Source organism: Xylanibacter rodentium, assembly GCF_013166575.1.
GTDB classification, from domain to species: domain Bacteria; phylum Bacteroidota; class Bacteroidia; order Bacteroidales; family Bacteroidaceae; genus Prevotella; species Prevotella rodentium.
In genome coordinates, this window is the sequence record NZ_JABKKE010000003.1 from 1 (window position 1) to 26,920 (window position 26,920).

At 47.0% G+C, this 26,920-nt stretch carries 15 protein-coding genes, 1 tRNA gene and 1 CRISPR repeat array; of the genes, 5 read left to right on the plus strand and 11 right to left on the minus strand.

Annotation, left to right across the window (positions count from 1 at the left end):
- Together HPS55_RS02630 and HPS55_RS02635 are read left to right on the plus strand one after the other, a co-directional pair.
- Nucleotides 1-218 (plus strand): hypothetical protein (locus HPS55_RS02630; RefSeq protein WP_216655532.1); only part of this gene is annotated, 218 nt, incomplete at its 5' end.
- A 164-nt stretch (nt 219-382) separates the two neighbouring features.
- Nucleotides 383-1,885, plus strand: coding sequence for a glutamine synthetase family protein (locus HPS55_RS02635; protein ID WP_172176211.1), 1,503 nt, complete (start codon nt 383-385; stop codon nt 1,883-1,885).
- A 13-nt stretch (nt 1,886-1,898) separates the two neighbouring features.
- Here HPS55_RS02635 and HPS55_RS02640 read toward each other — a convergent pair whose 3' ends face one another.
- The 4 genes from HPS55_RS02640 to HPS55_RS02655 form a co-directional block, all read right to left on the minus strand.
- Entirely contained in the window at nt 1,899-4,091 is a 2,193-nt protein-coding gene (locus HPS55_RS02640; RefSeq protein WP_172175722.1) for a glutamine synthetase III family protein, read from the minus strand.
- 48 nt (nt 4,092-4,139) lie between these two features.
- Nucleotides 4,140-5,024, minus strand: coding sequence for a carbon-nitrogen hydrolase (locus tag HPS55_RS02645; protein WP_172175724.1), 885 nt, complete (start codon nt 5,022-5,024; stop codon nt 4,140-4,142).
- Nucleotides 5,025-5,036: 12 nt separating this feature from the next.
- A complete protein-coding gene (locus HPS55_RS02650; RefSeq protein WP_172175726.1) occupies nt 5,037-6,101 on the minus strand; it encodes an agmatine deiminase family protein in 1,065 nt (354 codons plus the stop codon).
- A gap of 191 nt (nt 6,102-6,292) precedes the next feature.
- Nucleotides 6,293-7,630, minus strand: coding sequence for an ATP-binding protein (locus tag HPS55_RS02655; protein WP_172175728.1), 1,338 nt, complete (start codon nt 7,628-7,630; stop codon nt 6,293-6,295).
- A gap of 411 nt (nt 7,631-8,041) precedes the next feature.
- Between HPS55_RS02655 and HPS55_RS02660 the strand changes: the two genes are divergently transcribed.
- Nucleotides 8,042-8,995: an NAD(P)H-dependent flavin oxidoreductase gene (locus HPS55_RS02660; RefSeq protein WP_172175730.1), complete on the plus strand. Its 954-nt coding sequence runs from the start codon at nt 8,042-8,044 to the stop codon at nt 8,993-8,995.
- A 130-nt stretch (nt 8,996-9,125) separates the two neighbouring features.
- Here HPS55_RS02660 and HPS55_RS02665 read toward each other — a convergent pair.
- The 4 genes from HPS55_RS02665 to HPS55_RS02680 form a co-directional block, all read right to left on the minus strand.
- A tRNA-Val gene (locus HPS55_RS02665) sits at nt 9,126-9,200 on the minus strand.
- Nucleotides 9,201-9,315: 115 nt separating this feature from the next.
- Nucleotides 9,316-9,834, minus strand: coding sequence for a hypothetical protein (locus tag HPS55_RS02670; protein ID WP_172175732.1), 519 nt, complete (start codon nt 9,832-9,834; stop codon nt 9,316-9,318).
- A gap of 139 nt (nt 9,835-9,973) precedes the next feature.
- The gene (locus HPS55_RS02675) at nt 9,974-11,284 is read right to left on the minus strand and encodes an MFS transporter (RefSeq protein ID WP_172175734.1); all 1,311 of its coding nucleotides are present in this window, start codon (nt 11,282-11,284) and stop codon (nt 9,974-9,976) included.
- 88 nt (nt 11,285-11,372) lie between these two features.
- Nucleotides 11,373-15,095, minus strand: a complete 3,723-nt coding sequence (locus HPS55_RS02680) for a DUF4922 domain-containing protein (protein WP_172175736.1) — start codon at nt 15,093-15,095, stop codon at nt 11,373-11,375.
- A 1,038-nt stretch (nt 15,096-16,133) separates the two neighbouring features.
- Here HPS55_RS02680 and HPS55_RS02685 point away from each other — a divergent pair.
- Nucleotides 16,134-16,358, plus strand: coding sequence for a hypothetical protein (locus HPS55_RS02685; RefSeq protein ID WP_172324664.1), 225 nt, complete (start codon nt 16,134-16,136; stop codon nt 16,356-16,358).
- A complete protein-coding gene (locus HPS55_RS02690; RefSeq protein WP_172324666.1) occupies nt 16,342-16,620 on the plus strand; it encodes a type II toxin-antitoxin system YafQ family toxin in 279 nt (92 codons plus the stop codon). The genes HPS55_RS02685 and HPS55_RS02690 overlap by 17 nt, the downstream gene beginning before the upstream one ends.
- Nucleotides 16,621-16,700: 80 nt before the next feature.
- Nucleotides 16,701-20,974: a CRISPR direct-repeat array (repeat unit 47 nt; unit sequence GTTGTGATTTGCTTTAAAATTCGTATCTTTGCATTGAGACTAACATC).
- Between the two features lie 202 nt (nt 20,975-21,176).
- On the opposite strand, the gene cas2 is transcribed toward HPS55_RS02690, so the two are convergent.
- The 3 genes from cas2 to cas9 are packed head-to-tail and all read right to left on the minus strand — an operon-like array spanning nt 21,177 to nt 26,663.
- On the minus strand, nt 21,177-21,509 hold the full coding sequence (cas2, locus tag HPS55_RS02695) for a CRISPR-associated endonuclease Cas2 (protein WP_172175738.1): 333 nt from the start codon (nt 21,507-21,509) through the stop codon (nt 21,177-21,179).
- Nucleotides 21,510-21,522: 13 nt separating this feature from the next.
- Nucleotides 21,523-22,467: a type II CRISPR-associated endonuclease Cas1 gene (cas1, locus tag HPS55_RS02700; RefSeq protein ID WP_172175740.1), complete on the minus strand. Its 945-nt coding sequence runs from the start codon at nt 22,465-22,467 to the stop codon at nt 21,523-21,525.
- Between the two features lie 17 nt (nt 22,468-22,484).
- Complete coding sequence (gene cas9, locus HPS55_RS02705) at nt 22,485-26,663, minus strand: type II CRISPR RNA-guided endonuclease Cas9 (RefSeq protein WP_172324668.1); 4,179 nt, start codon at nt 26,661-26,663, stop codon at nt 22,485-22,487.
- Nucleotides 26,664-26,920: the final 257 nt, after the last annotated feature.

Sequence of the window (26,920 nt, forward strand, 5' to 3'; positions counted from 1 at the left end):
TAGATAAGATCGACAAGAAGATTGCATCGCTCATAGAATCCGACGGGGAGCTGGCCGAAGTGTTCAGGATCGTGACATCAGTGCCGGGAATAGGCAGGGCGCAGAGTTCGTCGATGTATGATTCCCGGGGTGCCGCTGCGCTCTGCCCCGGGCTATGTGCTTGTTGCCCCGTTGGGGCGCGTTCTGTCAAGGAACGTTTTGTCCGGAGGATGATATAGTTTAATTTTGTTGACTAACTTACGATTAATTGAATACCTACTTATTACAGAGAAAAGTATTACATTTATGATATATAGACAAAAAAAATCATTATCTTTGTCCGATATAATACCATAACACAAAACAACCATTCATACAACAAATAACTAAAAACAATCTTATGATGAAAAAGGAAATAGAAATGAACCCCAACAGACTGGTTGCCATCCTTGGCAAACAACACACAGAATTTACGATGGAAGACATCGTAAAATATATCCGTGAAGAGGGGATAAGAATGGTAAACTTCATGTATCCCGCATCTGACGGACGGTTGAAGACGCTGAACTTTGTGATAAACGATCTGGCATATTTAGAGGCCATACTGACGTGCGGAGAGCGTGTGGACGGCTCAAGCCTCTTCCCGTTCATCGAGGCCGGCAGCAGCGATTTATACGTTGTACCGCGTTTCCGAACAGCATTCCTCGACCCTTTCGCCGAAATTCCCACGATAACGATGCTCTGCTCGTTCTTCAACAAAGACGGACAGCCACTCGAAAGTGCGCCCGAACAGACTCTGCACAAAGCCTGTTGCGCTTTCACCGACACCACCGGCATGACATTCGAAGCCATGGGCGAACTGGAATATTACGTAATTGCCCCTGACTGCAGAATGTTTCCCGCCACCGACCAACGCGGATATCATGAGTCGGCACCGTACGCGAAGTTCGGCGATTTCCGTACCAGGTGTATGGCATACATAGCCCAAGCCGGAGGACGCATCAAATACGGCCATTCGGAAGTAGGCAACTTCACACTTGACGGGATGATATATGAGCAAAACGAAATCGAGTTCCTTCCTGTTCCGGCAGAAGAGGCTGCCGACCAACTGATGGTGGCCAAATGGATTATACGCAATCTTGCACGGCAATACGGATACGACATTACCTTCGCTCCTAAGATTACCACCGGAAAAGCCGGCTCCGGTCTGCATATACACATGCGCATCACTCAGAACGGGGAAAACATGATGCTGTCCGCCGGCAGCCTCTCCGACACAGCACTCCGCGCCATAGCAGGCATGATGGAACTGGCACCGTCGATAACGGCATTCGGCAACACCAATCCCACATCCTATTTCCGTCTCGTACCGCACCAGGAGGCTCCTACAAACATTTGCTGGGGCGACCGCAACCGCTCTGTCCTCGTACGTGTTCCGTTGGGATGGTCGGCACAGACCGACATGTGCGCTACGGCCAACCCACTGGAGGCCCCTGCCCACCGCGACACCACGGACAAACAGACGGTGGAAATACGCTCGGCAGACGGCTCGGCAGACATCTATCTGCTTTTGGCCTCATTGGCTGTTGCCTGCCGCCATGGCTTCGAGCTTGACAATGCCCTTGACATTGCCCGACGCAAATATGTCAATGTGAATATCCATACGGAAAAGAACCGCCAATGCCTTGCGTCGCTGACACAGCTGCCCGACAGTTGCGCAGCTTCAGCCGACAGCCTAGAACATCAACGCAAGATATACGAACACAACGGCGTATTCAGTCCGGCCATGCTCGACGGTACGATAAGCCGTCTGCGTGCATACAACGACCGGACACTACGCCGGGACGTCGAAAACGATGCCGAGGAAATGATGAAACTCGTGAGAAAATTCTTCCACTGCGGATGACAATCGGATATGCTTATCTTATAAACAGCAGTTCGCGATATTTGGGCAATGTCCAAAGACCGTCCTCAACTATCATTTCCAGGCTGTCAATCTCCTTGCGTATGGCCTGCATCTTAGGCTCGACCGTATCGTGATAGGCTATCGCACGCTGATGGATGCTCTCTATGCGGTTTGCCACACGGCGGGCCTCTGTCAGTTCTTCCACAAGACGCTCTATAGCCTCGGTACTGCCGGCTATCTGTTCTATCAGTTTCATATTACGGGCGGAAAGGCTTTCGGCTTTTTCCGGCGGGAATACAGCCTTCATGCTCTGTACGTTGCGGATGAGCGTACTCTGATAATGGGTTGCCACGGGGATTATGTGGTTCATCGACATATCGCTTATCACCCGGCCTTCAATCTGGACCTTCTTTACATATGTCTCCCACTTCACTTCGTTGCGGGCCTCAAGCTCCTTACGCGACATGACGCCCAGACGCTCGAACATCTCAATGCTTTCCGGATCGAGATACCGCTCGAACACTATCGGACAGCTCCGCTCTGTGTCCAGTCCGCGCCGGCGTGCCTCCGCCACCCATTCCTCGCTGTATCCGTTGCCGTCGAAGCGTATCGGGCGGCAAGCCTTGATGTCTTCGCGCAACACGTCAAGAATGGCGCTTATCTTGCTCTCGCCCTTTGCCATGAGCATGTCTACACGCTCCTTAAAGCTGACAAGGGCTTCGGCCATGGCCGAGTTAAGGGCTATCATGGCCGAGGCACAGTTGGCCTCCGAACCGATGGCACGGAACTCAAAGCGGTTGCCGGTAAAGGCAAAAGGACTTGTGCGGTTGCGGTCGGTATTGTCTATGATGAGCTGCGGTATCTGCGGGATGTCAAGCTCCATGCCTTGTTTGGCTTTCAGATTGAACAGTTCGTCCTTGTCCGACGTCTCGATGTGGTCGAGCAGTTCGCTCAACTGTTTGCCGAGAAACGACGATATGATGGCCGGCGGAGCCTCGTGGCCTCCCAGACGGTGGGCGTTGGTGGCACTCATTATGCTTGCCTTGAGCAGTCCGTTGTGCTTGTGGACCGCCATAAGGGTTTCTACGATGAATGTCACGAAGCGCAGATTCTCCTCGGGTGTCTTTCCCGGAGCGTGCAGCAGCACACCGTTGTCGGCACACAGACTCCAGTTGTTGTGCTTGCCGGAGCCGTTGATGCCGTCGAATGGTTTTTCGTGCAGCAGCACACGGAATCCGTGTTTCCGTGCCACACGCTTCATCAGTGACATCAGGAGCATGTTGTGGTCGACAGCCAGATTGCATTCCTCGTATATCGGAGCCAGCTCAAACTGATTCGGGGCTACCTCGTTGTGACGTGTCTTGCAGGGTATGGCCAGTTCGAGAGAACGTATCTCGAGGTCTTTCATGAATGCCTGCACACGGTCGGGGATTGTTCCGAAATAATGGTCGTCCATCTGCTGGTTCTTTGCGCTTTCGTGCCCCATGAGCGTGCGGCCTGTGAGCATCAGATCGGGGCGGGCCGAATAAAGCCCCTCGTCTACGAGAAAGTATTCCTGTTCCCAACCAAGGTTACACTTCACCTTGCTCACTTCGGGATAGAAATACCGGCAGACGTCGGTGGCAGCCCTGTCCACGGCATGCAGTGCACGAAGCAGCGGGGCCTTATAGTCAAGCGCCTCGCCGGTGTATGAAATGAAGATGGTGGGTATGCACAGAGTGTCGTCTATGATAAAGACAGGCGATGTGGGGTCCCATGCCGAATATCCGCGGGCCTCAAAGGTGTTGCGGATTCCGCCATTGGGAAATGACGAGGCGTCGGGCTCCTGCTGCACAAGCAATTTGCCGCTGAAGTTCTCCACCATACCGCCCTTGCCGTCGTGTTCCACGAAGGCATCGTGCTTTTCGGCCGTCCCCTCGGTAAGCGGCTGAAACCAGTGTGTGTAATGGGTGACACCCATCTCCATCGCCCACCGCTTCATACCGGCAGCCACGGCATCGGCTATCGAACGGTCGAGGCGTGTGCCGTTGTCTATCACATCAATAAGTTTGGCGTAGACATCCGCCGGCAGATACTTGTACATTTTCTGGCGTGTGAAGACGTATTTGGCAAAATACTCCGACGGTCTGCCGGCCGGAGCCTTTACATCGACAGCCTGTTTCTTGAAGGCCTCTTCTACTACCTGAAATCTTAAGTTTGAAGACATAATGCTATATTTCTTTTTTGTTGTTTCTTTTATTATGATGGCCCTGTATCATAAAGGGGCGTCGATGAACCGTCTTGTTATCCCACCGTATTCGTCAATCCTGCGGTCGCGAAGGAAAGGCCACCAACGGCGCACCTGCTCACTGTGGCGCATGTCTATATCCACGACGATGCTTTCCTCTTCGTTTTCTGATGCCTCATAGAATATCTCGCCCTGCGGGCCGGCAACGAATGAAGTGCCCCAAAACTGTATGCCGCCGGTATGTCCCGACGGGTCGGGTTCGTGCCCCACACGGTTTACGGCCACCACAGGCAGACCGTTGGCCACGGCATGACCGCGCTGGACAGTCTGCCATGCACGGCGCTGGCGCTGCTGCTCTTCAGGTGCGTCGCTGCTTTCGTATCCGATAGCTGTGGGATAGATAAGAATCTCAGCGCCCTGCAACGCCATCAGCCGTGCCGCTTCCGGATACCACTGATCCCAGCACACCATCACGCCAAGACGCCCTACACTGGTTTCGACAGGCTTGAAGCCAAGGTCACCGGGAGTGAAATAGAACTTCTCATAATATGCGGGGTCGTCCGGTATGTGCATCTTACGGTATTTGCCGGCAATGGTCCCGTCGCGCTCTATCACCACAGCCGTGTTGTGATACAGTCCGGGCGCACGGCGCTCGAAGAGCGAAGTCACTATCACCACACCGTAGTCGCGGGCCAGTTCGCCGAACATATTTGTCGATGGCCCGGGAATAGGTTCGGCCAAATCGAAATTGTCCACACTCTCCACTTGACAGAAGTAGAGCGAGTTGTGAAGTTCCTGAAGCACTATGAGCTCCGCACCGCGTCTGGCCAGATCGGCAACACCCTCTGCCAGGCGCAAAATGTTGTCGCGTGTATCAGCAGTGTTATGCTGCTGCAAAAATCCTATCTTCATAATCAAAAAGTGTTATCTCCGTGTATCACCCATCGGATACTGCATCGTACAACAGTGAAGCGAACCGTGCTGACGTATTATGCTACGGCAGTCTACCGGCACTATCTCACGACCGGGAAAGGCTTCACCGATAATCCGGAGTGCCTTGCTGTCTGTTTCCGGCTGTGAATATGTAGGGCACAGCACGGCACCGTTGATGACAAGAAAGTTGGCATAGGTAGCCGGCAGACGCTCGCCGTCGTCGTATATCGGTGACGGTGACGGCAGTCGGAGCAGACGGAACGGCCTGCCGGCATCCGTGCGCAGCATACGGAGCTGACTCTCCATCAACTGCAGTCCGGCGTACTGCTCGTCCGACGTATCGTCACATCCTACATATAATAAAGTGTCATCGGGAGCCACACGCACCAATGTGTCGATATGGCCGTCCGTATCGTCACCTGTCAGATTGCCGTGGTCTATCCAGACTATACGGTGTGCGTGCAACCGACGTTTCAATTCCGTCTCTATTTCAGACAAGGCGAGAGGCTGGTTGCGGTTGGGAGCAAGCAGACAGCCTGATGTAGTGAACACCGTACCCCGGCCGTCGCTTTCTATAGCCCCGCCTTCAAGCACAAAGTCGAGATGGTCTTCATATTCTCCGTCGACAATACCGCTTTCGTACATACGTCGATTTATGGCGTTGTCGAGCGTTGCCTCGAATTTATCGCCCCATCCGTTGAACCGGAAGTCGAGCAGACGCAATTCACCGTCGCTGCCGACAAGGGTTATGAATCCGTGATCGCGCGCCCATGTGTCGTTGGTGGGACATGAAAGGGTTGTAATCCTGTCCGTCATCTCCTCTGAAGCACCGCCGCACCTTATCCGTTCCATAACCTCTTCGGGATTGGGAGCGACAATGATAAGTCTTTCACGCCGAACTATCTCAACGGCAATCGTTACGTAAGTTTCTGTGATTTCGGCCAATATGGGCTGCCAATCGGTAGCCTCGTGCGGCCATGTCAACTGTACCGCGCTCTGTGGTTCCCACTCGGCGGGCATTCTAAGTCTGTCGTTCGTGATATTGTTGTCAGTCATCTTGTCCTGTCACGGCGTTATGTAATTATGCCGCAAAGTTACTCTTTTTTTTTGAGATACAGATGTGATGGAACATGTTTTTATCATTTACGGGCTGGAGCATCGGACCACCGACAAAACCACAGGTACGGGTCTGCACGGGATTTTCGACAATCCCATACCTTATGCCAATGAAGAATCCCACAACTGTGTCACATATCATCTATGGTATAAAGTCGGGATTCTATTTCATACCCTGATAGTATCTTGGACTTTATGTGCTCTACCTTGGCCTTGAAAGCTTTGTGGTCGTAATTACGTGCATTACGCTTTACTTCGGCAATGAGTGCCGATTTGCCTTCTGTACGTATGCCTACAATGTCTATCTCGCAGGCTTCTTTTCCGGCTTTAGCCTCCCACCACGAACCCATTTCGCGGAATCCGCCTTCCTCCGTCAACTTCTGCCGGAAATACTTTTCAAGTGTCAGGCCGGAATAGGTCGGATAGTCCCGTATGACAATATCCCGTAAATCGTCATGGTTTTCAATCTCAATCATGGAACGGTTTCGTTCTATGAAGCGGAACCAGAACTGCAAAAAATTATCACAGATACGAAAACGCACCGTGTTCTTGCTGCCGGGTTTGGACAGGACAGGACGGTATTTAGACAATATGTTATATGTATTCTCAAGCCGGTCAAGATGACCACCGATAGCCATTCCGCCCAATGCCGCAGTGATTTCAGCCTGTGACGTATGCCCTTGCGCTATGGCGAGAAGAATGGAAAAGTAAGTGCCGTAATCGCGCCCGAACTCGGTAATGAGCAGGTTGCGTCCCTCGTCGATAAATGGAGACATGTATGATACGGTAAAGCAAAGCATGGACTCGACCGTCACATGGCCATTGTCGCAAAAAAGCTCGATATACTTCGGTATTCCTCCCGTTATGGAATACAATGCCAGAAGGTCATCGTTGCTGTATTCAGGATTGTAATCCTTCAAAATCTCCTTTACCACTTTTATCCTGAAAGGCCGGAGGTTGATGATATTGTCAGCTCGTCCGAACAGCGGCTCGTGTGCATCGGTGAAAATCCGGCGCATCATCGACATAACCGAACCGCTCAGGACAAGGTTCATTCTTGTACAGGAACGGTAACTGTCCCATAGGTTCTGGAGGTCACTGAACACGGACGGATTAACGGTCATGAACTCTTGGAACTCATCAATGACCAGAGTGAACTTCGTTGTCTTTGCCAGTTCAAACAGATGTTTCAATACTCCTGTTACGGATTTCAAGCCTTCAGGGACATATCCGTGCAAGGTGCTGTGTACTTCCCGGACAAAATCGTCCACAAGTGCCGCTTCGGCCTTGCGCCCTGTAAAAAAATACAGCATCGGCTCGTCACTGTCTTCAAACGCTTTTTTAATAAGACTCGTCTTGCCGATGCGCCGACGGCCTGTCACTACTGTCATGCGCGAGTTTTGAGTATATGACAGATTGCATATTCGCTTCAACTCGGCTATTTCGTTTTCTCGGTTATAGAATTTCATATTAGATTCATATTTGCAACGGCGGTTGATTCAACCACGGTTGCAAATTTACATATAAATCGCGAGATTATACACTGGCAGGATAAAGAAAATGATTTTTTCTTTAGAGGAAAGAAAAAAAAGAAAGAGGCTGTAACGCAGAAAAACCACATTAAGGTAAAGCACCGGCACAAAGACAAGATATGAGCTTTCACTCGAAAACCATCCGTAATATGATTAAAAACCGCTATAAACCAACAAATTATCACAAAAGAAGACATACGTTCGTTTATTCCGCCGCTTTGCATTATCTTTGCATAAGACAATCTGCATCTCGGCATAACTCCCAAACGAGTTTGGAGATTCTGCTCTCGCTTTGCATTATCTTTGCGCTTAATACAAAATATAACAAACATAATATACAGAATGAATATGAACAGGATTACAGAACTTTTCGGAATAGAATATCCCATAGTGCAAGGTGGAATGGTGTGGTGCAGCGGATGGCGTCTGGCTGCAGCGGTAAGCAATGCCGGAGGACTCGGACTGCTCGGTGCCGGCTCGATGCATCCGGAAACCTTGCAGGAACATATCGGCAAGATGAAAACCGCCACCGACAAGCCTTGGGGTATCAACATTCCGCTGATGTATCCGGAGATAGACCGGCTCATGAAAATAGTGACCGACAGCGGTGTACGGGTGGTGTTCACGTCGGCAGGCAGTCCGAAACGCTTTACACCACTACTTCATGAGGCCGGAATCACCGTAGCCCACGTGGTGTCGAGCAGCACTTTCGCCCGCAAATGTGAAGAAGCCGGAGTTGACGCCGTTGTAGCTGAGGGATTTGAGGCAGGAGGACACAACGGACGTGAGGAGACCACCACACTCGCGCTCATCCCCCAAGTGCGCCGGGCCACCACCCTGCCACTCATTGCAGCCGGCGGCATCGGCAGCGGCAGGGCTATGATGGCGGCACAGGCACTTGGCGCCGAAGGTGTACAGATAGGAACGCTATTCGCCTTATCGTCAGAAAGCTCGGCATCCGAAGCATTCAAACGGCGTTGTCTGTCGCTCAACGAGGGCGGAACCATGCTGTGTCTGAAAAAGCTCGCTCCCACCCGACTTGTAAAGAACAGCCTGTACGAACGTATTGCCGAGGCTGAATCACGCGGAGCCGGAACCGATGAGCTGCGCGAAATAATGGGACGTGCGGCATCAAAGCGTGGAATATTTGAAGGAGACATAGAGACCGGCGAACTGGAAATAGGACAGATTGCATCGGCCGTGGACGAAATAAGACCCGTGAGCCTAATCATGAAACAGCTGCTCCGGGAATATCGTGAAGCATACGGACAACTCTATGCATGGCCGGATACAATCAATTGAGAATTGAAAAGTGAGAATGGAGAATTATGATTTGCCTTGTTTACGGATACGAATATCTGGTTTCTATATTCCACCGACAAGAGTAATCATAATTCTCCATTATCCATTCTCAAATCTCAATTGATATAAGTAGGGACGCCCGGGCTCGAACCGGGGACCTCTGCAATGTGACTGCAGCGCTCTAAACCAACTGGGCTACGCCCCTATCTGTCTGTTTACTGTGCAAAAGTAATAATTGTTTGCGATATAAACAAACATTTCACATTCTTTTTTCACCTTCATCCGATAAAACATCGAAAGAAAACCGGCCGAAAAAGCGCCTACCGGCCGTCATCATTGTCTTCAGACGACGACAACCCGACATTGCTTCTGGTCCAGTCCGTCCAGTCAGAAACCTTCACAAGACTGAATGAAGCCATAGGCTCACCAGTCTTATAGTCGTCAAAAAATCCGCGGAAACGCATTCCGCTACCCACCGGATAGAGTTCGTAGTCGCGTATTATCACACTGTAGCCATCGTCATATTCGAGCAGTATCCTGCCATTGCGCACCTCCCAATAGAACTGCGAACTGTATATGCGATGAGTGTCGTACGAATAATCCACTTCCTCGCCATAGCCTCCGCGCGAGAAATCACCGTCTTGCACAAACTGTATCTCGGTGTCCCAACGTCCGTCACGCCCGTAGCGGTCGTGATAGTACATACCTTCAATCGTCCCCTGCCATATCCCGTTCATGTCGTATGCCTGGTCAACATCATCATCCTGGCAACTTGTCAAAGACAGTGCCGTGAATGTAACCAGCATCATCACCATAATGTAATTGTATACTTTCTTCATATAATATAAGGTTTAATGATTTACGGGAACAAAGATATACAAAAAATCCCTATCGGCAAAATAGTTTATCCTATTCGTCGTTAGGGATTTTCATATTTAAACCGACAGCCCATCAGCAGTCATGCCCTTGGAAGAACTGTCATTCACCATTCCGTACTTTATCTTTCCGGAGTGTTGCGTCGTCCGACTTCCTCCCGAACTCAGGGTCAATCTTCAAATAAGCCGAAACTATAAACGTAAGCGAACAGGCAAACATTACGATAATGAAGAACATACGATAACCCACTGTCTCCTGCAAGGCACCGGCAAAGAATCCCGGTATCATCATCGAAAGAGCCATAAGGGCCGTACACAGAGCATAGTGAGACGTCTTGTGCTCACCCTGACTATAATATATAAGATATAACATATAGGCTGAGAAACCGAACCCATAGCCAAACTGCTCCACAAACACACAGACGTTGATGACCATCAGATCCGATGGCATGACATAGCTGAGGTATACATATACCACATCAGGCAGAGTAATGGCACACACCATAGGCCACAACCAATGCTTCAATCCGTCGCGACCGGCTGCCATACCGCCCAATATGCCGCCCAGTGTCAATCCTACCACTCCCACTGTGCCCTGTACCAAGCCATACTCTGCAGGCGAGAGTCCCAATCCTCCATTGTGTTCGGCATCAATAAGAAATAGAGCGGACACCTTGGCCAGCAACCCTTCGGGCATACGATAGAAAAGCATGAAACATATTCCGGCCACCATCTGCGGTTTCCGGAAAAAGGTAGCTACAGTACGGATAAGTTCTGAAAACAGTACTTTCATTGTCATCCGCTGTTTCTTCATGTCCTCGACCGGCCGCGGCAGCGCCCAATTATGATACAGCCACAGCACAATGAAAAGACCTGCCATGAAATAAAACATGAGACTCCACGAATAGCGCACATTGCGTGTGAGCACCTCAAGATTTCCGGCCAGCATGACAAGCAGTCCCTGTCCGAAAATTGTCGCTATGCGATAGAACGTGGAGCGTATGCCCACAAACCACGCCTGATTGTGCTGGTCAAGCCCAAGCATGTAGAAACCGTCGGCAGCAATGTCGTGGGTGGCGCTCGAAAAGGCCATCAGCCAGAAGAAAAACAGTGTGCCCTGCAACCAGAACGGCCCCGGAACGGTAAAAGCCACACCGCCAAGAGCCGCCCCGACAAGCAACTGCATGGCCACTATCCACCACCGTTTGGTCATCATTATGTCCACGAACGGACTCCAGAAAGGTTTGATAACCCACGGCAAATACAGCCACGAGGTATAAAGAGTGATGTCTGTATTCGACATGCCAAGACGCTTGTACATAATCAGCGATATTGTCATCACGGCCACATACGGTATGCCTTCGGCAAAATACAATGAGGGCACCCATGCCCAAGGATTGCGCTGCTGCTTCATAATCGATAAAATCACCTTTCCGGATACGCCGGCCCTTCACCACGAACAATAACCGGCATAAACGGAAAGGCATAAGTTTTCCATTTTCTTAATATATCTTCTTTATCTCCGCCCCACGATAATAGTGAAGCAATATGCTGTCATACTTGTATCCGCGTGCTCCCATTACGGCTGCACCTATCTGACACAGTCCCACACCATGGCCCCATCCTGTCCCATGAAGCGTGAAGTGCAGCGGAATACCGTCCTTGACATCCATACGTTCTACCTCAAACGCACTGCTGTACAGATGCGTGCGGCTCAGTGTGCGGCGTATTTCAAGCTCTTTTCCGATGGTGAACGTCTTCTTCGTACCCACAATCTTCAGCCGGCTGATGCGTCCGCTTTTACCCCTCTCCAATGGGACAAGGTCTACGATGCTGCCGAAATCATCTTTCATGTTGCCGTTTATCAACTGCGACAGCTCATCCTGCGTATATTCCACATGCCAACGGTAGAAGTCCGGAGTCTCACGGTCATAGTCGTTGAGCACCTGTGCCAATATATCCCTGTCCGATGTGTCGCAGAAGTCATGACCGTCGGCACCGCAGTCTCTCACAGAAACGAGATACGGCTTCGGTGTGTCTTCCCAGCAATACTGAAACTCTTCCGTCACACCGCCGCAACACTTGCTGAACCGTGCGTCGCAAATCTCGTTTCCATATACCAGTATCTGTCCGGACGTAGCCCTGACGGCCTCCGCCACCGATGTGTTGCCGGCACGGGTTATGCCCTGATAGCGCTGGCAATGGTCGTCGGCACAGACGTCGAATATGGTATGGTCCTCGCGGTCGTACCAACGTATCAGTTCGTCATCCTTTTTTATGAACGAGAAGAAACTGTCCTGTCCGTCCTTCAGCCGGCGTCGCTTGTCCATCTGTGCCAGCAGCCAGCTGCGCGATATCACGGCATGGGCTTTCAGAAATTCGACCGACGAGGTGGCTTTCATCTCACTTGATATCACGCTCACAAGATAGTCCTCTACCGGCAATTGGTTGACGGCCGTGATGTTGTCGGCCTCGACCACAAGGCGCAAGGTACCGCGGAACACCTGCGTCTCCTTGCGTTCCCAGTGGAAGTTTACACCTATGGTGACGTCGTGTAGCGAGAACGAGGCATCATCGGTCAGCGGCGCGAATGTCAGTTCGCGGTATTGGTTGCCGTTCCACAGTATGCCGCCCTCCGAGAACTCCACCACCTGTTCTCCCTCTATCGTCTTGCCTTTAGCCATATACGGAGTATTTAGAGTGAAGCCAATACGGCTGCAACTCACAATGCCTACCTGAACCTCAGGCATGTCTTCGCCAATAACTGAAGAGAACGACACCGGGCACGATTCCGCGGAAGCGGGCTTGATTCGTGCCACCACAGCCGCCAGTTCATCGTCGGTGAGCGACACCTCGCGCAATATGCCGAAAGCCACCTCGGGCGTAAGCCGACGGAAATCCTCCTCACGCGGCGTGATGATAAGTCCGGCCATGTCGAGCGCACCGGGACTCACTACAAAGCGTGCGTCGCCATCGGCCGAATAGCAGTCGGGGCGGTGCTTGCGGCGCAGCATCACCACCATGATATATTCGTCGGCCGAGCGCCATCCCACAATATTCATCATCGGCTCGGTGTCGCCATCGGCCACGGGCAGGGCATCGTAGAGCGTGCGGAACAGCTTCTCGCCGCACACAGTATCGGTCGTACGTATGACGAGCGCCGCACACGGATAGTCAGACACGTGCCAGATGCCACTGCCATCGTCGAGCGTGAGCACGGGCACCAGATTGCGACTGAGCCGCTGCCAACCGCGCTGCAATGGCAGAACACCGGTCGTGCCGGCCTGTAGATGGGCATGATCGGGGGCCGACGCTCCACATCTCGGTCCGTTGTAGAACACGGTAAGGTCAGGAAAATCGTAGAGCAGACGATACATCTCGCCGTAGCAGTCACTTATATGTTGCAGGCGGTGGCTGCGGGCAGGGATGGTAAAGTGCATGGGCAGTATGGGGAACGGATTGACAAGCAGTTCGAAACGTGCGTCGAGCACCTTCTTTATCTGTTCCGCCGGTCGGTTCTTCTCGCAGAGGAAACAGGGGCGCGTCTCCACCGTGCGACGGTCAACGGACGCTCCGGTTGACACCATGCGCGCCGGATTCCACTGCGCCACAAGCGTGAATGTATCGCCTTGCAACTCGCGCGTCTCCACGCTCTGCAATTCGCGGTAGCGCTGACGGGCATCGTCCCAACGCTCCAACTGAAGGTTGAAGAAACGGTGCAGAGACGAGTCGGCCAGAATGTCTGCCTTACCCTGCAACATCCGTCGGCGTGCCGAAATCTCAAGTGTGCGCAAACGGTCTTTATACGTATTGTTGGCATTAATCTTGTCTATGCTCAGTGCGGCATCGCTGTTGCCAGCCCATCGGCGGCACAGGTACAACTCGTCGTAGATGCGGCCTATGCGGTAACGGCGTGAAAAAATCAGGCCGAGCGCATAGTCTTCACCGTAGCTAGTATTGGGGAACTGAATCTGGCGCAACAACGGCGTGAAAAAAGCACGCGGCGCCCCAAGTCCGTTGATACGCAGAGCGTTGTTGGGTCCGTTCTCGTCGGTCCACTCGCGATGGGCTATAAGTCCCGGCGGCAGCGTGTTCAGGTCGAAGTCGCACATGCGATATGAGCCAACCACCATAGCTGCCTGTTGTTCATGAAAGGCATCGACTATGGTTTGTAGTGTATACTCCGAGCTATACAGGTCATCGCTGTCAAGCTGCACGGCAAAACGCCCGCAGAGCTCGTCGTTCACGGCCATGTTCCAGCATCCGCCTATACCAAGGTCGGTGCGTTCGGGAATGATGTGTACAAGGCGTGCGTCGGTAGCGGCCAGTGTGGCTATAGTCTCTGTGGTGCCGTCGGTGGAATGATTGTCCACCACAATCACGTTGTAGGCAAACGTAGCTTTCTGCGACAAAGCGCTCCTTACAGCATCGAGTATAGTCTTCACCCGGTCGCGAACGGGTATTATCACCGATGCCTCCACCGCAAAATCCTGCTCTCCGAAATCTGGACAGGCATAGTTGTGCGTGTCTATCAGCGCCCCGATGGCTTCGAGATGCGCAGTAACGGCCTGCTCCATCTCTATCTGCACGTCGCGGTTGGCCGGATTCACATAGTCAAACTGCTTCACACCGCTGGCACGCAGATCGGTCTCTTCCTCGGTATACAGATACTCGTTGATGTGGAACAACCGCCCCACCCTGCTCAAATACAGACGCAGGTCGTAGAGTCCGGCATAGCGGTAGTCGGCCGACGCGTCCTCCACATAGCGGTGCAGCAGCGCGGTATTGATGAGCAGGAGCGAACCGAAATCGAAATCGTCGCGCACGCTGCCCTCCTGGTAGTCGGGCACCGGATGCGGACACCGCACGCCATTCTCTACAGACCAGTGGTCGCTGTACACCAATGCCGCGTCGGAATCGTCTGCCACGCGCAGCACACGTTCAGTTGCCGACATGCCCAATGTCACGTTGACGGGCTTTGTCAGCAGCATCACATACTCGGCCGTGGCCCGCACGGCAATCTCACGTATCGTGGCGCTGCAAATCACGCTGTCTGCCGTCATCACCGTGCATCCCTCGGGCACATCAACGGCTGTACCGGCATGTGCGGCTGTCATTATCAGGTTTATATTATGTACCGTCCTGCTGTCGCGCAGCGTCTCTACCAGCGGTCTTACACCACGCACATCTCCACACGCCAGAAAACAGTCTATCTTTCCTCTCATATTTTTATATGCAATGTTTGTTATGTTTCTCTATTTTTACACAGGCTGCGTACATACACATCGCATGTACACTCCGCATCCTTATTCTTTGCAAATGTACAATAAAATCGCGAGATTATACACCGGCAGGATTAAGAAAATGATTTTTCTTTAGAGGAAATCCAACCGTTTATCCCTATTTTTACAACTTTGTCATACATTATTTGGATGCCTATACGGTATAAGTTCAATCTTCTGTACTGTCCGTTATCATCATACGAGACTTCTCCATGATTGTTCAAGGCAATGAATATCTTTATTTCCAAATGCCTTGCTTTCTTCACTACAATTTTTTATTCTCATAGAATTTGAACTTATGAATGAAATTACAGAAACACACAAGGCTTCTGCCTTACAGTATAATACAATCAGGCCGCACGGGTGCATATAAGCGGTATATAAGATAAGGCACGTAATCCCAACGACACGTTTAAGTGATTCGCGGAGACGATAAAAAACAGGGTGCGACCAACACCCTGTTAAAGTCCTGCGATATTGCAGGCAAAGGCGGGCGGCCTCAACCGTCCAAAAAACCATTTGATACAATGAGCGTAAAAATTGTGTTGCGGTTTTGGAAAATAAGAATAATCACCGTAACGGTGAAGTTCTTCTAACTTCCTTAAGACCGCGCGGGGCGCGAATAATAGTAACACCCCGCAAATAGTTTTTGCAAAGATAATTAAATATCTGGAATGTTGTTTTATTCGTTAAGGATATTTAGCAAAAAAAGCGTGGAACGGTTCAGCCGTGCGCCTCCGATGGCATCCACACACGCGTGAGTTATGATTTGCTTTAAAATTCGTATCTTTGCATTGAGACTAACATCACAACAGACCGCTTGCTCTGCTGGTCTGCGGAATAAATGTAATTATAATCCGTAAGCGTTGCATAATTACAAAAAATTCCCGAACCACCAAATAAAAAACCGAAAAAATTGCCGAAGATTTGTATAAATATATACCTTTTATTATCTTTGCATCACAAATAATAATTAATATTATGACAGAACTTATTGTATCAATAGAAAATCCAACGATGATGGCCGACATAAAAAGAGCCATCCGAATGATTCGCGGTGTAGCTGCGGTAAAAGTTTCCAAACGCTCCGAAACACCAAATGCCTATACGCTCAAAGCGTTTCAAGAAGCAGAAAACGGAGATACCATTGTTTGTGACAATATAGATGAATATCTAAAAGCCGTTGGGTATGGCATACAGGATTGAATTTACACGCCAATATCTAAAGGACTTGAAACTTGCACGCAAGCGAGGACTTGACGAAAAGAAACTCATTGGCGTTATTACCAAACTCACCGCTGGAGAACCACTTGAAGCCAAATATCGCGACCATGTCCTTGTAGGAAACTATAAAAGTTATCGAGAATGTCATATATCCCCTGATTGGTTGCTGATATATTCCAAACAGGAAACCTTTAAAATGGTTACACTCATGCGCACGGGAAAACACTCCGATTTGTTCTTATGAAAGCAAATAACGATGTCAAGCCGATGATGTAAAAAGACTCACGGCTGATCAGCCTTGTGAAAATAGGCTATCCGCAAGTTGTTGTGATTTGCTTTAAAATTCGTATCTTTGCATTGAGACTAACATCATTGCGGCGTTGCTGCGGCGTGAACTCCCTGTTGTGATTTGCTTTAAAATTCGTATCTTTGCATTGAGACTAACATCCAGTTGTCCGTGATATACAATTATCAGCGTGTTGTGATTTGCTTTAAAATTCGTATCTTTGCATTGAGACTAACATCTAAGCGCAGCTGTTTTAACTGGCTCCGTACGTTGTGATTTGCTTTAAAATTCGTATCTTTGCATTGAGACTAACATCAACTGTAAAAGAATTGTCAAAAGCAATATTGTTGTGATTTGCTTTAAAATTCGTATCTTTGCATTGAGACTAACATCCAAATGCCCCCGAGAGAGCCTCCGGAAGCGGTTGTGATTTGCTTTAAAATTCGTATCTTTGCATTGAGACTAACATCGCGAAAAGTCTTTCAAAAAGACATCAATCAGTTGTGATTTGCTTTAAAATTCGTATCTTTGCATTGAGACTAACATCGTCTTACGGCGTCTCTTCCAAGTATTTCCTGTTGTGATTTGCTTTAAAATTCGTATCTTTGCATTGAGACTAACATCAGCCGGCTATGGAGTTTACGTGATGATTCTGTTGTGATTTGCTTTAAAATTCGTATCTTTGCATTGAGACTAACATCCCGACAAGAATACAACCGCGAGAGTCTCTAGTTGTGATTTGCTTTAAAATTCGTATCTTTGCATTGAGACTAACATCGGCAGTCGTGAAGCTGCCTCTAGATGAAAAGTTGTGATTTGCTTTAAAATTCGTATCTTTGCATTGAGACTAACATCAATCATTGATAAACAAGGGCTCCAAGCCAAGTTGTGATTTGCTTTAAAATTCGTATCTTTGCATTGAGACTAACATCGCGAATAAAGTCAAAAGCTTCATCCGGGTTGTTGTGATTTGCTTTAAAATTCGTATCTTTGCATTGAGACTAACATCAACCGCTTGAGAGCAAACGCAACGCAATGAGTTGTGATTTGCTTTAAAATTCGTATCTTTGCATTGAGACTAACATCGGTATACTCTCCAGCTGGAATAGCCTTAGGTTGTGATTTGCTTTAAAATTCGTATCTTTGCATTGAGACTAACATCATCTATCATAAGTAAGTGTAACAAACATAGTTGTGATTTGCTTTAAAATTCGTATCTTTGCATTGAGACTAACATCTCAAGGTCTTCAAATAATTAATCAAATCAAGTTGTGATTTGCTTTAAAATTCGTATCTTTGCATTGAGACTAACATCAAGTTCATGTTGCCCGAGAACTCAACGTACGTTGTGATTTGCTTTAAAATTCGTATCTTTGCATTGAGACTAACATCTAGATGCGATAAAAGATCCACCATTAGTAGGTTGTGATTTGCTTTAAAATTCGTATCTTTGCATTGAGACTAACATCTTGCGGACTGGCGATAAGTATACCATTACTGTTGTGATTTGCTTTAAAATTCGTATCTTTGCATTGAGACTAACATCGCTATGTAGATCATTCCTACAGAGCAAATAAGTTGTGATTTGCTTTAAAATTCGTATCTTTGCATTGAGACTAACATCTAATAAGGGTGTGTGGCTCTCGCGTTCCTGGTTGTGATTTGCTTTAAAATTCGTATCTTTGCATTGAGACTAACATCTAGAAATATAATTAACAAGATAATCAGCAGTTGTGATTTGCTTTAAAATTCGTATCTTTGCATTGAGACTAACATCGAAGCCTGCATGCTCAATGGTGAAAGCTCTGTTGTGATTTGCTTTAAAATTCGTATCTTTGCATTGAGACTAACATCCTGGAATAGCCTTAGAGAGATTCTCAAGAGGTTGTGATTTGCTTTAAAATTCGTATCTTTGCATTGAGACTAACATCCAGGTTGTCCCTCCGGACTAATAACGGTACGTTGTGATTTGCTTTAAAATTCGTATCTTTGCATTGAGACTAACATCGATTCCTGTCTGCAGAAGAATTGTTAGCGAGTTGTGATTTGCTTTAAAATTCGTATCTTTGCATTGAGACTAACATCGCAATGAAGTAGTTATGACAAGCGGGTCAAGTTGTGATTTGCTTTAAAATTCGTATCTTTGCATTGAGACTAACATCACAATCAATGACTTTGTAGATAGCATCAAGTTGTGATTTGCTTTAAAATTCGTATCTTTGCATTGAGACTAACATCGCTTTTTTACAATGAGTAGTAAGAAAGATAGTTGTGATTTGCTTTAAAATTCGTATCTTTGCATTGAGACTAACATCCCTCGCGTACGGGTATCTGTATTGTCTCTAGTTGTGATTTGCTTTAAAATTCGTATCTTTGCATTGAGACTAACATCAACAGGAGGTAGACTGAGTATATCAGATGTGTTGTGATTTGCTTTAAAATTCGTATCTTTGCATTGAGACTAACATCTTACAAGGATTTTTTAATTTAAGGAGGGAAGTTGTGATTTGCTTTAAAATTCGTATCTTTGCATTGAGACTAACATCTCGTCAGCAATAGCGAACCCCTCGTCAATAGTTGTGATTTGCTTTAAAATTCGTATCTTTGCATTGAGACTAACATCACGGCAAGTGGTACAGTACTACAGAAGTAGTTGTGATTTGCTTTAAAATTCGTATCTTTGCATTGAGACTAACATCCGTTCGGAGAAGACCTTATCATACTTTTCAGTTGTGATTTGCTTTAAAATTCGTATCTTTGCATTGAGACTAACATCTAATTGTTAAAGATATATCTCGCATGGGGTGTTGTGATTTGCTTTAAAATTCGTATCTTTGCATTGAGACTAACATCTACCCGACAAACCAGCCGCTAACCGTGGCAGTTGTGATTTGCTTTAAAATTCGTATCTTTGCATTGAGACTAACATCCAAAACATCATTTACGCAAAGTGAGTACATGTTGTGATTTGCTTTAAAATTCGTATCTTTGCATTGAGACTAACATCCAGACTTTGAATCAAAGTTCATGCTACCCGTTGTGATTTGCTTTAAAATTCGTATCTTTGCATTGAGACTAACATCAAGAAGTGCGGTAGGAACTACCTCCATGCGTTGTGATTTGCTTTAAAATTCGTATCTTTGCATTGAGACTAACATCCCACGTTCGGAAACAAGGAACCCGAAGCCCGTTGTGATTTGCTTTAAAATTCGTATCTTTGCATTGAGACTAACATCCGTTTTTTCGGTTCCGTTCTTGGCGATACCGTTGTGATTTGCTTTAAAATTCGTATCTTTGCATTGAGACTAACATCAAGCAGCCGCAGAAAATGCACAAGCAGTCGGTTGTGATTTGCTTTAAAATTCGTATCTTTGCATTGAGACTAACATCAAATTCCAAGAAAATAACTTCTTTGGAACCGTTGTGATTTGCTTTAAAATTCGTATCTTTGCATTGAGACTAACATCAGAACCCGGCAACCCGAATATTGGGGGTTGTTGTGATTTGCTTTAAAATTCGTATCTTTGCATTGAGACTAACATCGGAGGGACGCACCGAAAGCGCACAACAGGTGTTGTGATTTGCTTTAAAATTCGTATCTTTGCATTGAGACTAACATCCAATGATGTTTCAAATGACATTTTGAGGGTGTTGTGATTTGCTTTAAAATTCGTATCTTTGCATTGAGACTAACATCAAATTCCAAGAAAATAACTTCTTTGGGACCGTTGTGATTTGCTTTAAAATTCGTATCTTTGCATTGAGACTAACATCGGCGTGGGTGCGCATAAACTTTGAGGGGTTGTTGTGATTTGCTTTAAAATTCGTATCTTTGCATTGAGACTAACATCCCGTTTTTCGGAGTGGATAACGGACAACCAGTTGTGATTTGCTTTAAAATTCGTATCTTTGCATTGAGACTAACATCTATTTAAACAACATGACTAAAGCTGAACGGGTTGTGATTTGCTTTAAAATTCGTATCTTTGCATTGAGACTAACATCCTTGTTCAATTCTTTCATCTGTTGAAAGCCGTTGTGATTTGCTTTAAAATTCGTATCTTTGCATTGAGACTAACATCGCAGCCGCAGAAAATGCACAAGCAACCGCAGTTGTGATTTGCTTTAAAATTCGTATCTTTGCATTGAGACTAACATCAAAAATAAAAGATAAAACCTTTGGTATTTGTTGTGATTTGCTTTAAAATTCGTATCTTTGCATTGAGACTAACATCCGTTGACGACCCGGCGGACGACGAAACGGCGTTGTGATTTGCTTTAAAATTCGTATCTTTGCATTGAGACTAACATCACAGTTGATGTAACGTTCTGTATATCAAAGATATATCTTAGAAATCAGAAAAAGAAAAGAATGTATGTCTTGCTAACGGAATCTTGCATTAATGCAGGATTCCATTAGTGTAATATAAACAGCAATTATCTTATTCGGTTTGTTTCATCCTATAAAAACGAGACAAAATGAGCTACAAACTCCATCTTCTGAAGTTAAAAAATCAAAAAAGTTCAAGTTGCTGTCCCGGTGCATTTGGTGCCATCGGTTTTGTTCCATAAAACACGCTGATGTTTCCAAACTGCTTGTCGGTGATGCACATTATGGCCACATGCCCGAACTTTGGAAGAAACGCCTTGACACGCTTTATATGAACCTCAGCATTTTCCATGCTTGCACAATGCCGTACGTAGATGGACATCTGGAACATGGTGAATCCATCGCGCTGCAAATTCTTACGAAACAAGGCATATTCTTTCTTATCCTTCTTCGTTTCGGTAGGCAAATCGAAAAACACCAAAACCCACATAATGCGATATTCACTAAACCGGTCCATAAAAATCAATACGTTATCTCTCAGGATATGATATACGGCGCAACTCTCCACTGAAACATTTATATAACGAAGCCGTGGTCTGAGTGACAGCCACCATCAACGGGCTGCGCCTGCCACCGATAACCACTTCCAACGTCGGCACCGAAAGCAGCCGTGCTTTTATCTCCTTTGTAATATCGGGCACACATCCATCATTTTCGGCTATTAAACCAAAGACAAGTTCATCTACGTACGGACGGTAAGGTTCCATTATATCGTCAGCCAGACAATATGCGTTGTATCTGTTGTGATGATGTATGCCCATCGTGGGCAACATTCCGCTCGACACCAAAGCGCGGGCCACCACAGCACGCAATATGGCATAACCATAGTTCAGCAGATTGTTGGGCGGAAAACCATCACGACCACGTGTGAAATCATTTATCTCAGGAAATCCGGCAAAGATATTCTTCCAGTAATACGCAGCCGCGCGCCCTTCGAGATTGTCAGGGTCGCCGCTCTTCACATCATCCTCCCACCTCAACATGTTCTTCGCCTCATTGCCGGTACAGGCAGAAAGGACTGCCGCCTGATTCCTTATTTTAGCCTTGATAGTCTGTTGCCACAGTTGTTTTCTGAGCGGAAGTGAGGCTTTTAGCTGGTCGGAAAAACGCTCACTCTGCACAGTATTGCAACATAACGGAAGCATAAGTCCCACCGGCATACTGCGACTATCGCAAGTGATGATGGCGCAGTTATTGTCAAGCAGCGCCTCTATCAGACCTTGGGTGATGGTGATCTGACGATTGTCCAATACCACAACTCCTATATCCTCCACAGGCTTTGTCACCTCCATCCGGCGTTTCATGTGTTCCGGAAGACTGTCGTTACGCTCCACTTCCGGCAGTTTGATAACCATCTGCCCCTGCCTGAGCGACAGATATGCCGGATTTCCGAAATACAGTGTTTTCTTTATCATGGCGCAATGTTTTTAATTTAATACTCTCCTACAGACACAATCCTACCGACGTGATCTACACGCACTTTCACCACATTTTTCAGTTTATCAAGCGAGTTTATTCGCTTCCATGTCACTTCCTGTAATTCTTTCTTGTCATCAACTGTAGTTTCAAGATGGTGTCTGAACATATAGATCCTCCCTTCTGTTTTCGATAGCTTCTGAACTCTGAAAAGATTTGGACTGATTATCGGGTAGTTGTTCGGATCAAGCAAATCAATCTCATTAGGGTCAAAGCCTGTTTCTTCATTCGGGAAGACGAAATACTCGTTTTGCTTCATCGTAAACAGGAATTGCCACCCCTCACTTCTGTTCTTATCCCTGTCTATTACAGGATAACCCTGATTGGCGCGCATGGTTGCTTCATAGAAAGAAACGATGTCGTCTTGCATCTTTCCATCCGCATCCATGTATATTGCCACATGATGATTGTTGCTGGGACTGACAAAATCCACAGGCATCTTGTGACCGTTGACATCAAGCATTGGCTTTCCGCTATTATCACGTTTGTCGTGCAATGCCAAGGCATTGCTTACACCGGTTATCGTAACGCGCTTTATGGCAATGCCTTTTTCCTTATTCAGCCAGATGGGATTCTCGTCAAGATTAACGAATGCTTTCTTTGCATCGTTGCCAAATTGCTCAAGCCGTGCTTTCAGTATGTTACGCACTTTGGAATCTACAACCTTGTCTATTTTCAAATCGGGCGTAACCTCTTTCCGTATTGTATATACATACTCAAATCCCACTGTCTTTACACGTTCTGGCACTGCTATGATGTGCATATCATCGACATACAGCGGATTCTTCTGCAAACTGTTACTGCCGGTGAATGCTTTCTTGGCATTTCCGCCATACTGCTGCAGTCTGTCACTCAACGCCATGCGATAACGCATATTGGCCACAGTGTCTATCTTCTGCATATCGAACGAAGCATTCACTTTCTCCTCTTTCACCACATACCGTTTTATCCGTCCATATACAGTTTCGTTATGCAACTGCCCGCGAGGAGTGAGTTGTACTTTCTTTTTCGTTCCTCCTTTGATTTTCGATACGTTCGTATTTCGTGTCACAACCTTGTTCTTTGCCTTTATCGACACCAGTATTCCATCAAGATGACGTTTTGCCTCTGCTCTGAACACATCGAGCGGCATGGGTGGCTGAAATTTGAGTTTGCCATTGTCACGATACAGTTCTTTCTTCTCTATTGCATATATACTGCTGCCTTTGTCGCTACGGGCATTCATATTGTTGAGATATTGTATATAACTTGGCTTGGTAAAAGCTATGGTCAGTGCATCCATGGCGTGATGCCTGTGGTCGTTTCGCTTTGTCCAGTCCTTTATGCGACGTATACGCCGCCCGTCTTTGTCGACAACAAAGTCTGTAAGTCCAAGACGGTTGTATTTGTCCCAGTTCAATTCCTTCATCACATCCACAAGCTGCCAGTCTTCACGCAGACGCGAAGTGATGCTGCCGGTCGTGGGGACAACAGTCCTTACCAAACTCTCCAGTATCTCACGTGCTTTTCGCGCGATATACTGCGAATCGCGCAAATCACGCTCGATAAATCCGGATGGGATATCAGCCTCACTCATCAGCAGCTTGTCGCGCTTGGTCTTGCTTATAGTTCCGTTTTTGAACAGTTCTTCCACCCTTACTTTATAGGCGCTCACCTTATCTGCATCATATTTGCCACATACATAGTCGTATGCTGTCATATTGCCTTTTTCAATGTTTACACTCCGCACTTCGATTGTCTTGTTTGAAAACGAATCGTCAAAAAGCCGTGCCTGCGGAATAATATGTTCTATATCAAACTCTTTGCTGAAAAGTTTTTCCCGAGGGATATACGTGTTCGAATACAGAGTCTTGAATCCTTTGTCCTTCAACTCCATATACAGCTTATACCTTATTATATCATTACGGCTCACATTTTCTATGCCAAATTCATTTTTCAGAATCTGCCTGTAATATTCGTGGTCGGCCGTAGCCTTGCTTATGGCCTTTGTCATTTCCTCGCGTTCCTTTGCACTGTTCTTCAACTCCCGTGCCATCTCTATGCGTATCTCGTCTGGCTTGCCATATACATTGGCAACAGAGTTTACCACATTAATCATTTGGTTGAGAATCTTTTCCACAACAGGATTACGCAGACTGTTGCGGGGCAACGGCTTAAGACGGTTGCAAAGCAATTTGTTGGCAAGTTCTTCTTTGGTCAAAGAGTTTTTTGAATGGCGGTATCCTGCATATCCGCAAGCCACACTGTATTCATTGCCTTCTTTCATGTAAGGCAGAATCTTGCGTATAGCCTTGGCGCTCAGACTACCGTAATCCAACTGAAAACTTATACCGGCAATTATCGCCGCATACTCCCTGTCGAAACCATAAAGCTCTGATATCTTACTGATAAGTTTCTCGTTTCCGGTCTTCGAGTTGTCACCGGCAAAAGAATACAGCAAGTGCCAAAGCCGGTAAGCCGGTTGCCGCTCAAAGGCCTTGCCTTCAAGAGACGAGTCGAAACACAGTATGTCCGTACCGAATTCCAACCCGCCGAAAACATTGCTTACAATATCCATAACGTCGTCCGCGCACATCTTTGAAAAGTCGTGTGTGCCGTGCCCGCTCATGTCGATAATCGTCTGATAGGCGGCAAAGAGCGCAGCCTGCGTCCTGTTGCCTTCTATCTCCTTATAGTTCAAATCAAGTTCCTTGTGATTCTTGAAAAGCAGTTTGAGCACTTCGGCTTTCGACATCTTGGCCTTGATATTCAATTCACGAAACAGCTTTTCTTTTTCTTCCTGATAAAGGAAACGTTTGCCGTTCGCCATCTCAACAGTCTCACCAAACAAATCGACAGACTGTTTGCGAACCACTTTTCCCGATACCTGTATGTTGTTGAGAATCTGCCAAATCTTGAATTCCTGAAACAGCGGTGACGACTTCGGACACACACGCAGTCCCACGGTTTTCAGTCTTTTCTTTCCGTACTTTACCGTTTCCATCTGTCTGTTTTCAAACTCACAGAAACTTATCAGTCCTTTCTGCGATTTCAACGAACGCTGATAGAATATCACTACATCGCGAATCTCATGTTTCAAGCTGTCGGTAAGTTCACTGTGATACCGGGCCTGATTTTCCCAAATCATTTCAAACTCATCAAGATAATCCTGACGGTAGAACACCTTGTTCTTCAGACTGTAGTGCGAATTCTTGTCAAGTCGCGACATAAGATATTGGCCTACGGTCTGCTTTTTGAAATACAGTTCCTTGCTTCGGTCGCTCATTTCACCAAGATAACCGCTCGACCCGTTTATCTGCCCGTTTATCTTTTGAAGAACAACGGTCAGGCTTTCCAAATCCATCTTTTCACTAAGGCTGTCCACACGCCATTTATAGTTTTCACGCTTCAGTTCTTCTCCTTTTGCTGTACGTTTCAATCCTACAAGCGAAAAAGTTTTGGCACATATAGCCCATGTCTGCTTCTCGTTCTTGCCGGCAAGTTCTTGACGCAATTCATCGGTGAGCAGTTCCGGATAGAATGTCTTCTGAAAATCCCATATCCGCCCGAACTCATCCTTCAAATCCGAACGATAAAAATCTGGAGTATAACGTTTGCCGCTATCCATCAGCCTCAACATATACTGCCCCGGGGTAAGCCCTTCGTCATAGAGCTGCTTTGCCACCTCCATGCCGTCTATAATCTTACCGTCTTCATTGGTATCCAGCTTTCTGCTGCTCTTATATCCACGCTTCTTGTTTATCATAAGCAGTACACGGGCCAACTCCTCCAACGATATTTCTTCCGTAACAGCCTTTGCTCTAAGCCTGTATGTCTCGAATGTGGATTTGTTGCCTTGCTCAGCCAAAATGGTTTCTGGAGTTATAAATCCATGCTCTGTAAGTATCTCTATCAGATTATCACGTCTCAGCTTATATCTTTGCAGATTACGCCTCATACTTCTCTTCAGAGTCCTTTCGGCGTTGGTGGTTATCGGTTTGCCTGCTTCAAAATTCCGTTGTTCGTCAACAGTAAGAGGATTCACTCTTACTCCAAGTTTTATGATGGATGACTGTTCCCTTTCATCTTCACTTTCGTTAACAAGCGCCCATCCTATGCTGCTCGTTCCGAGGTCAAGTCCTAATATTCTTTTCATAATGCGTAATCTATAGTTTAGGTTTCAGATTATATTACAACTGCAAATATAGTGAAAAATAATAAAAAATACGCTGTATATAATTATTTTTTCGTATATTTGCAGTGAATTTTAAGCAAATCACAATAAGGATTATTCCGTTGTGAAAACATTCAGGTTGGCCCATCGTCCTTAACGGTGGGCATTTTTTATATAGTCATTGCCTGTTTTTATATATTCATAGTCTGTGTTGCCTAAGCGAAGGGGTTCCGACCCTG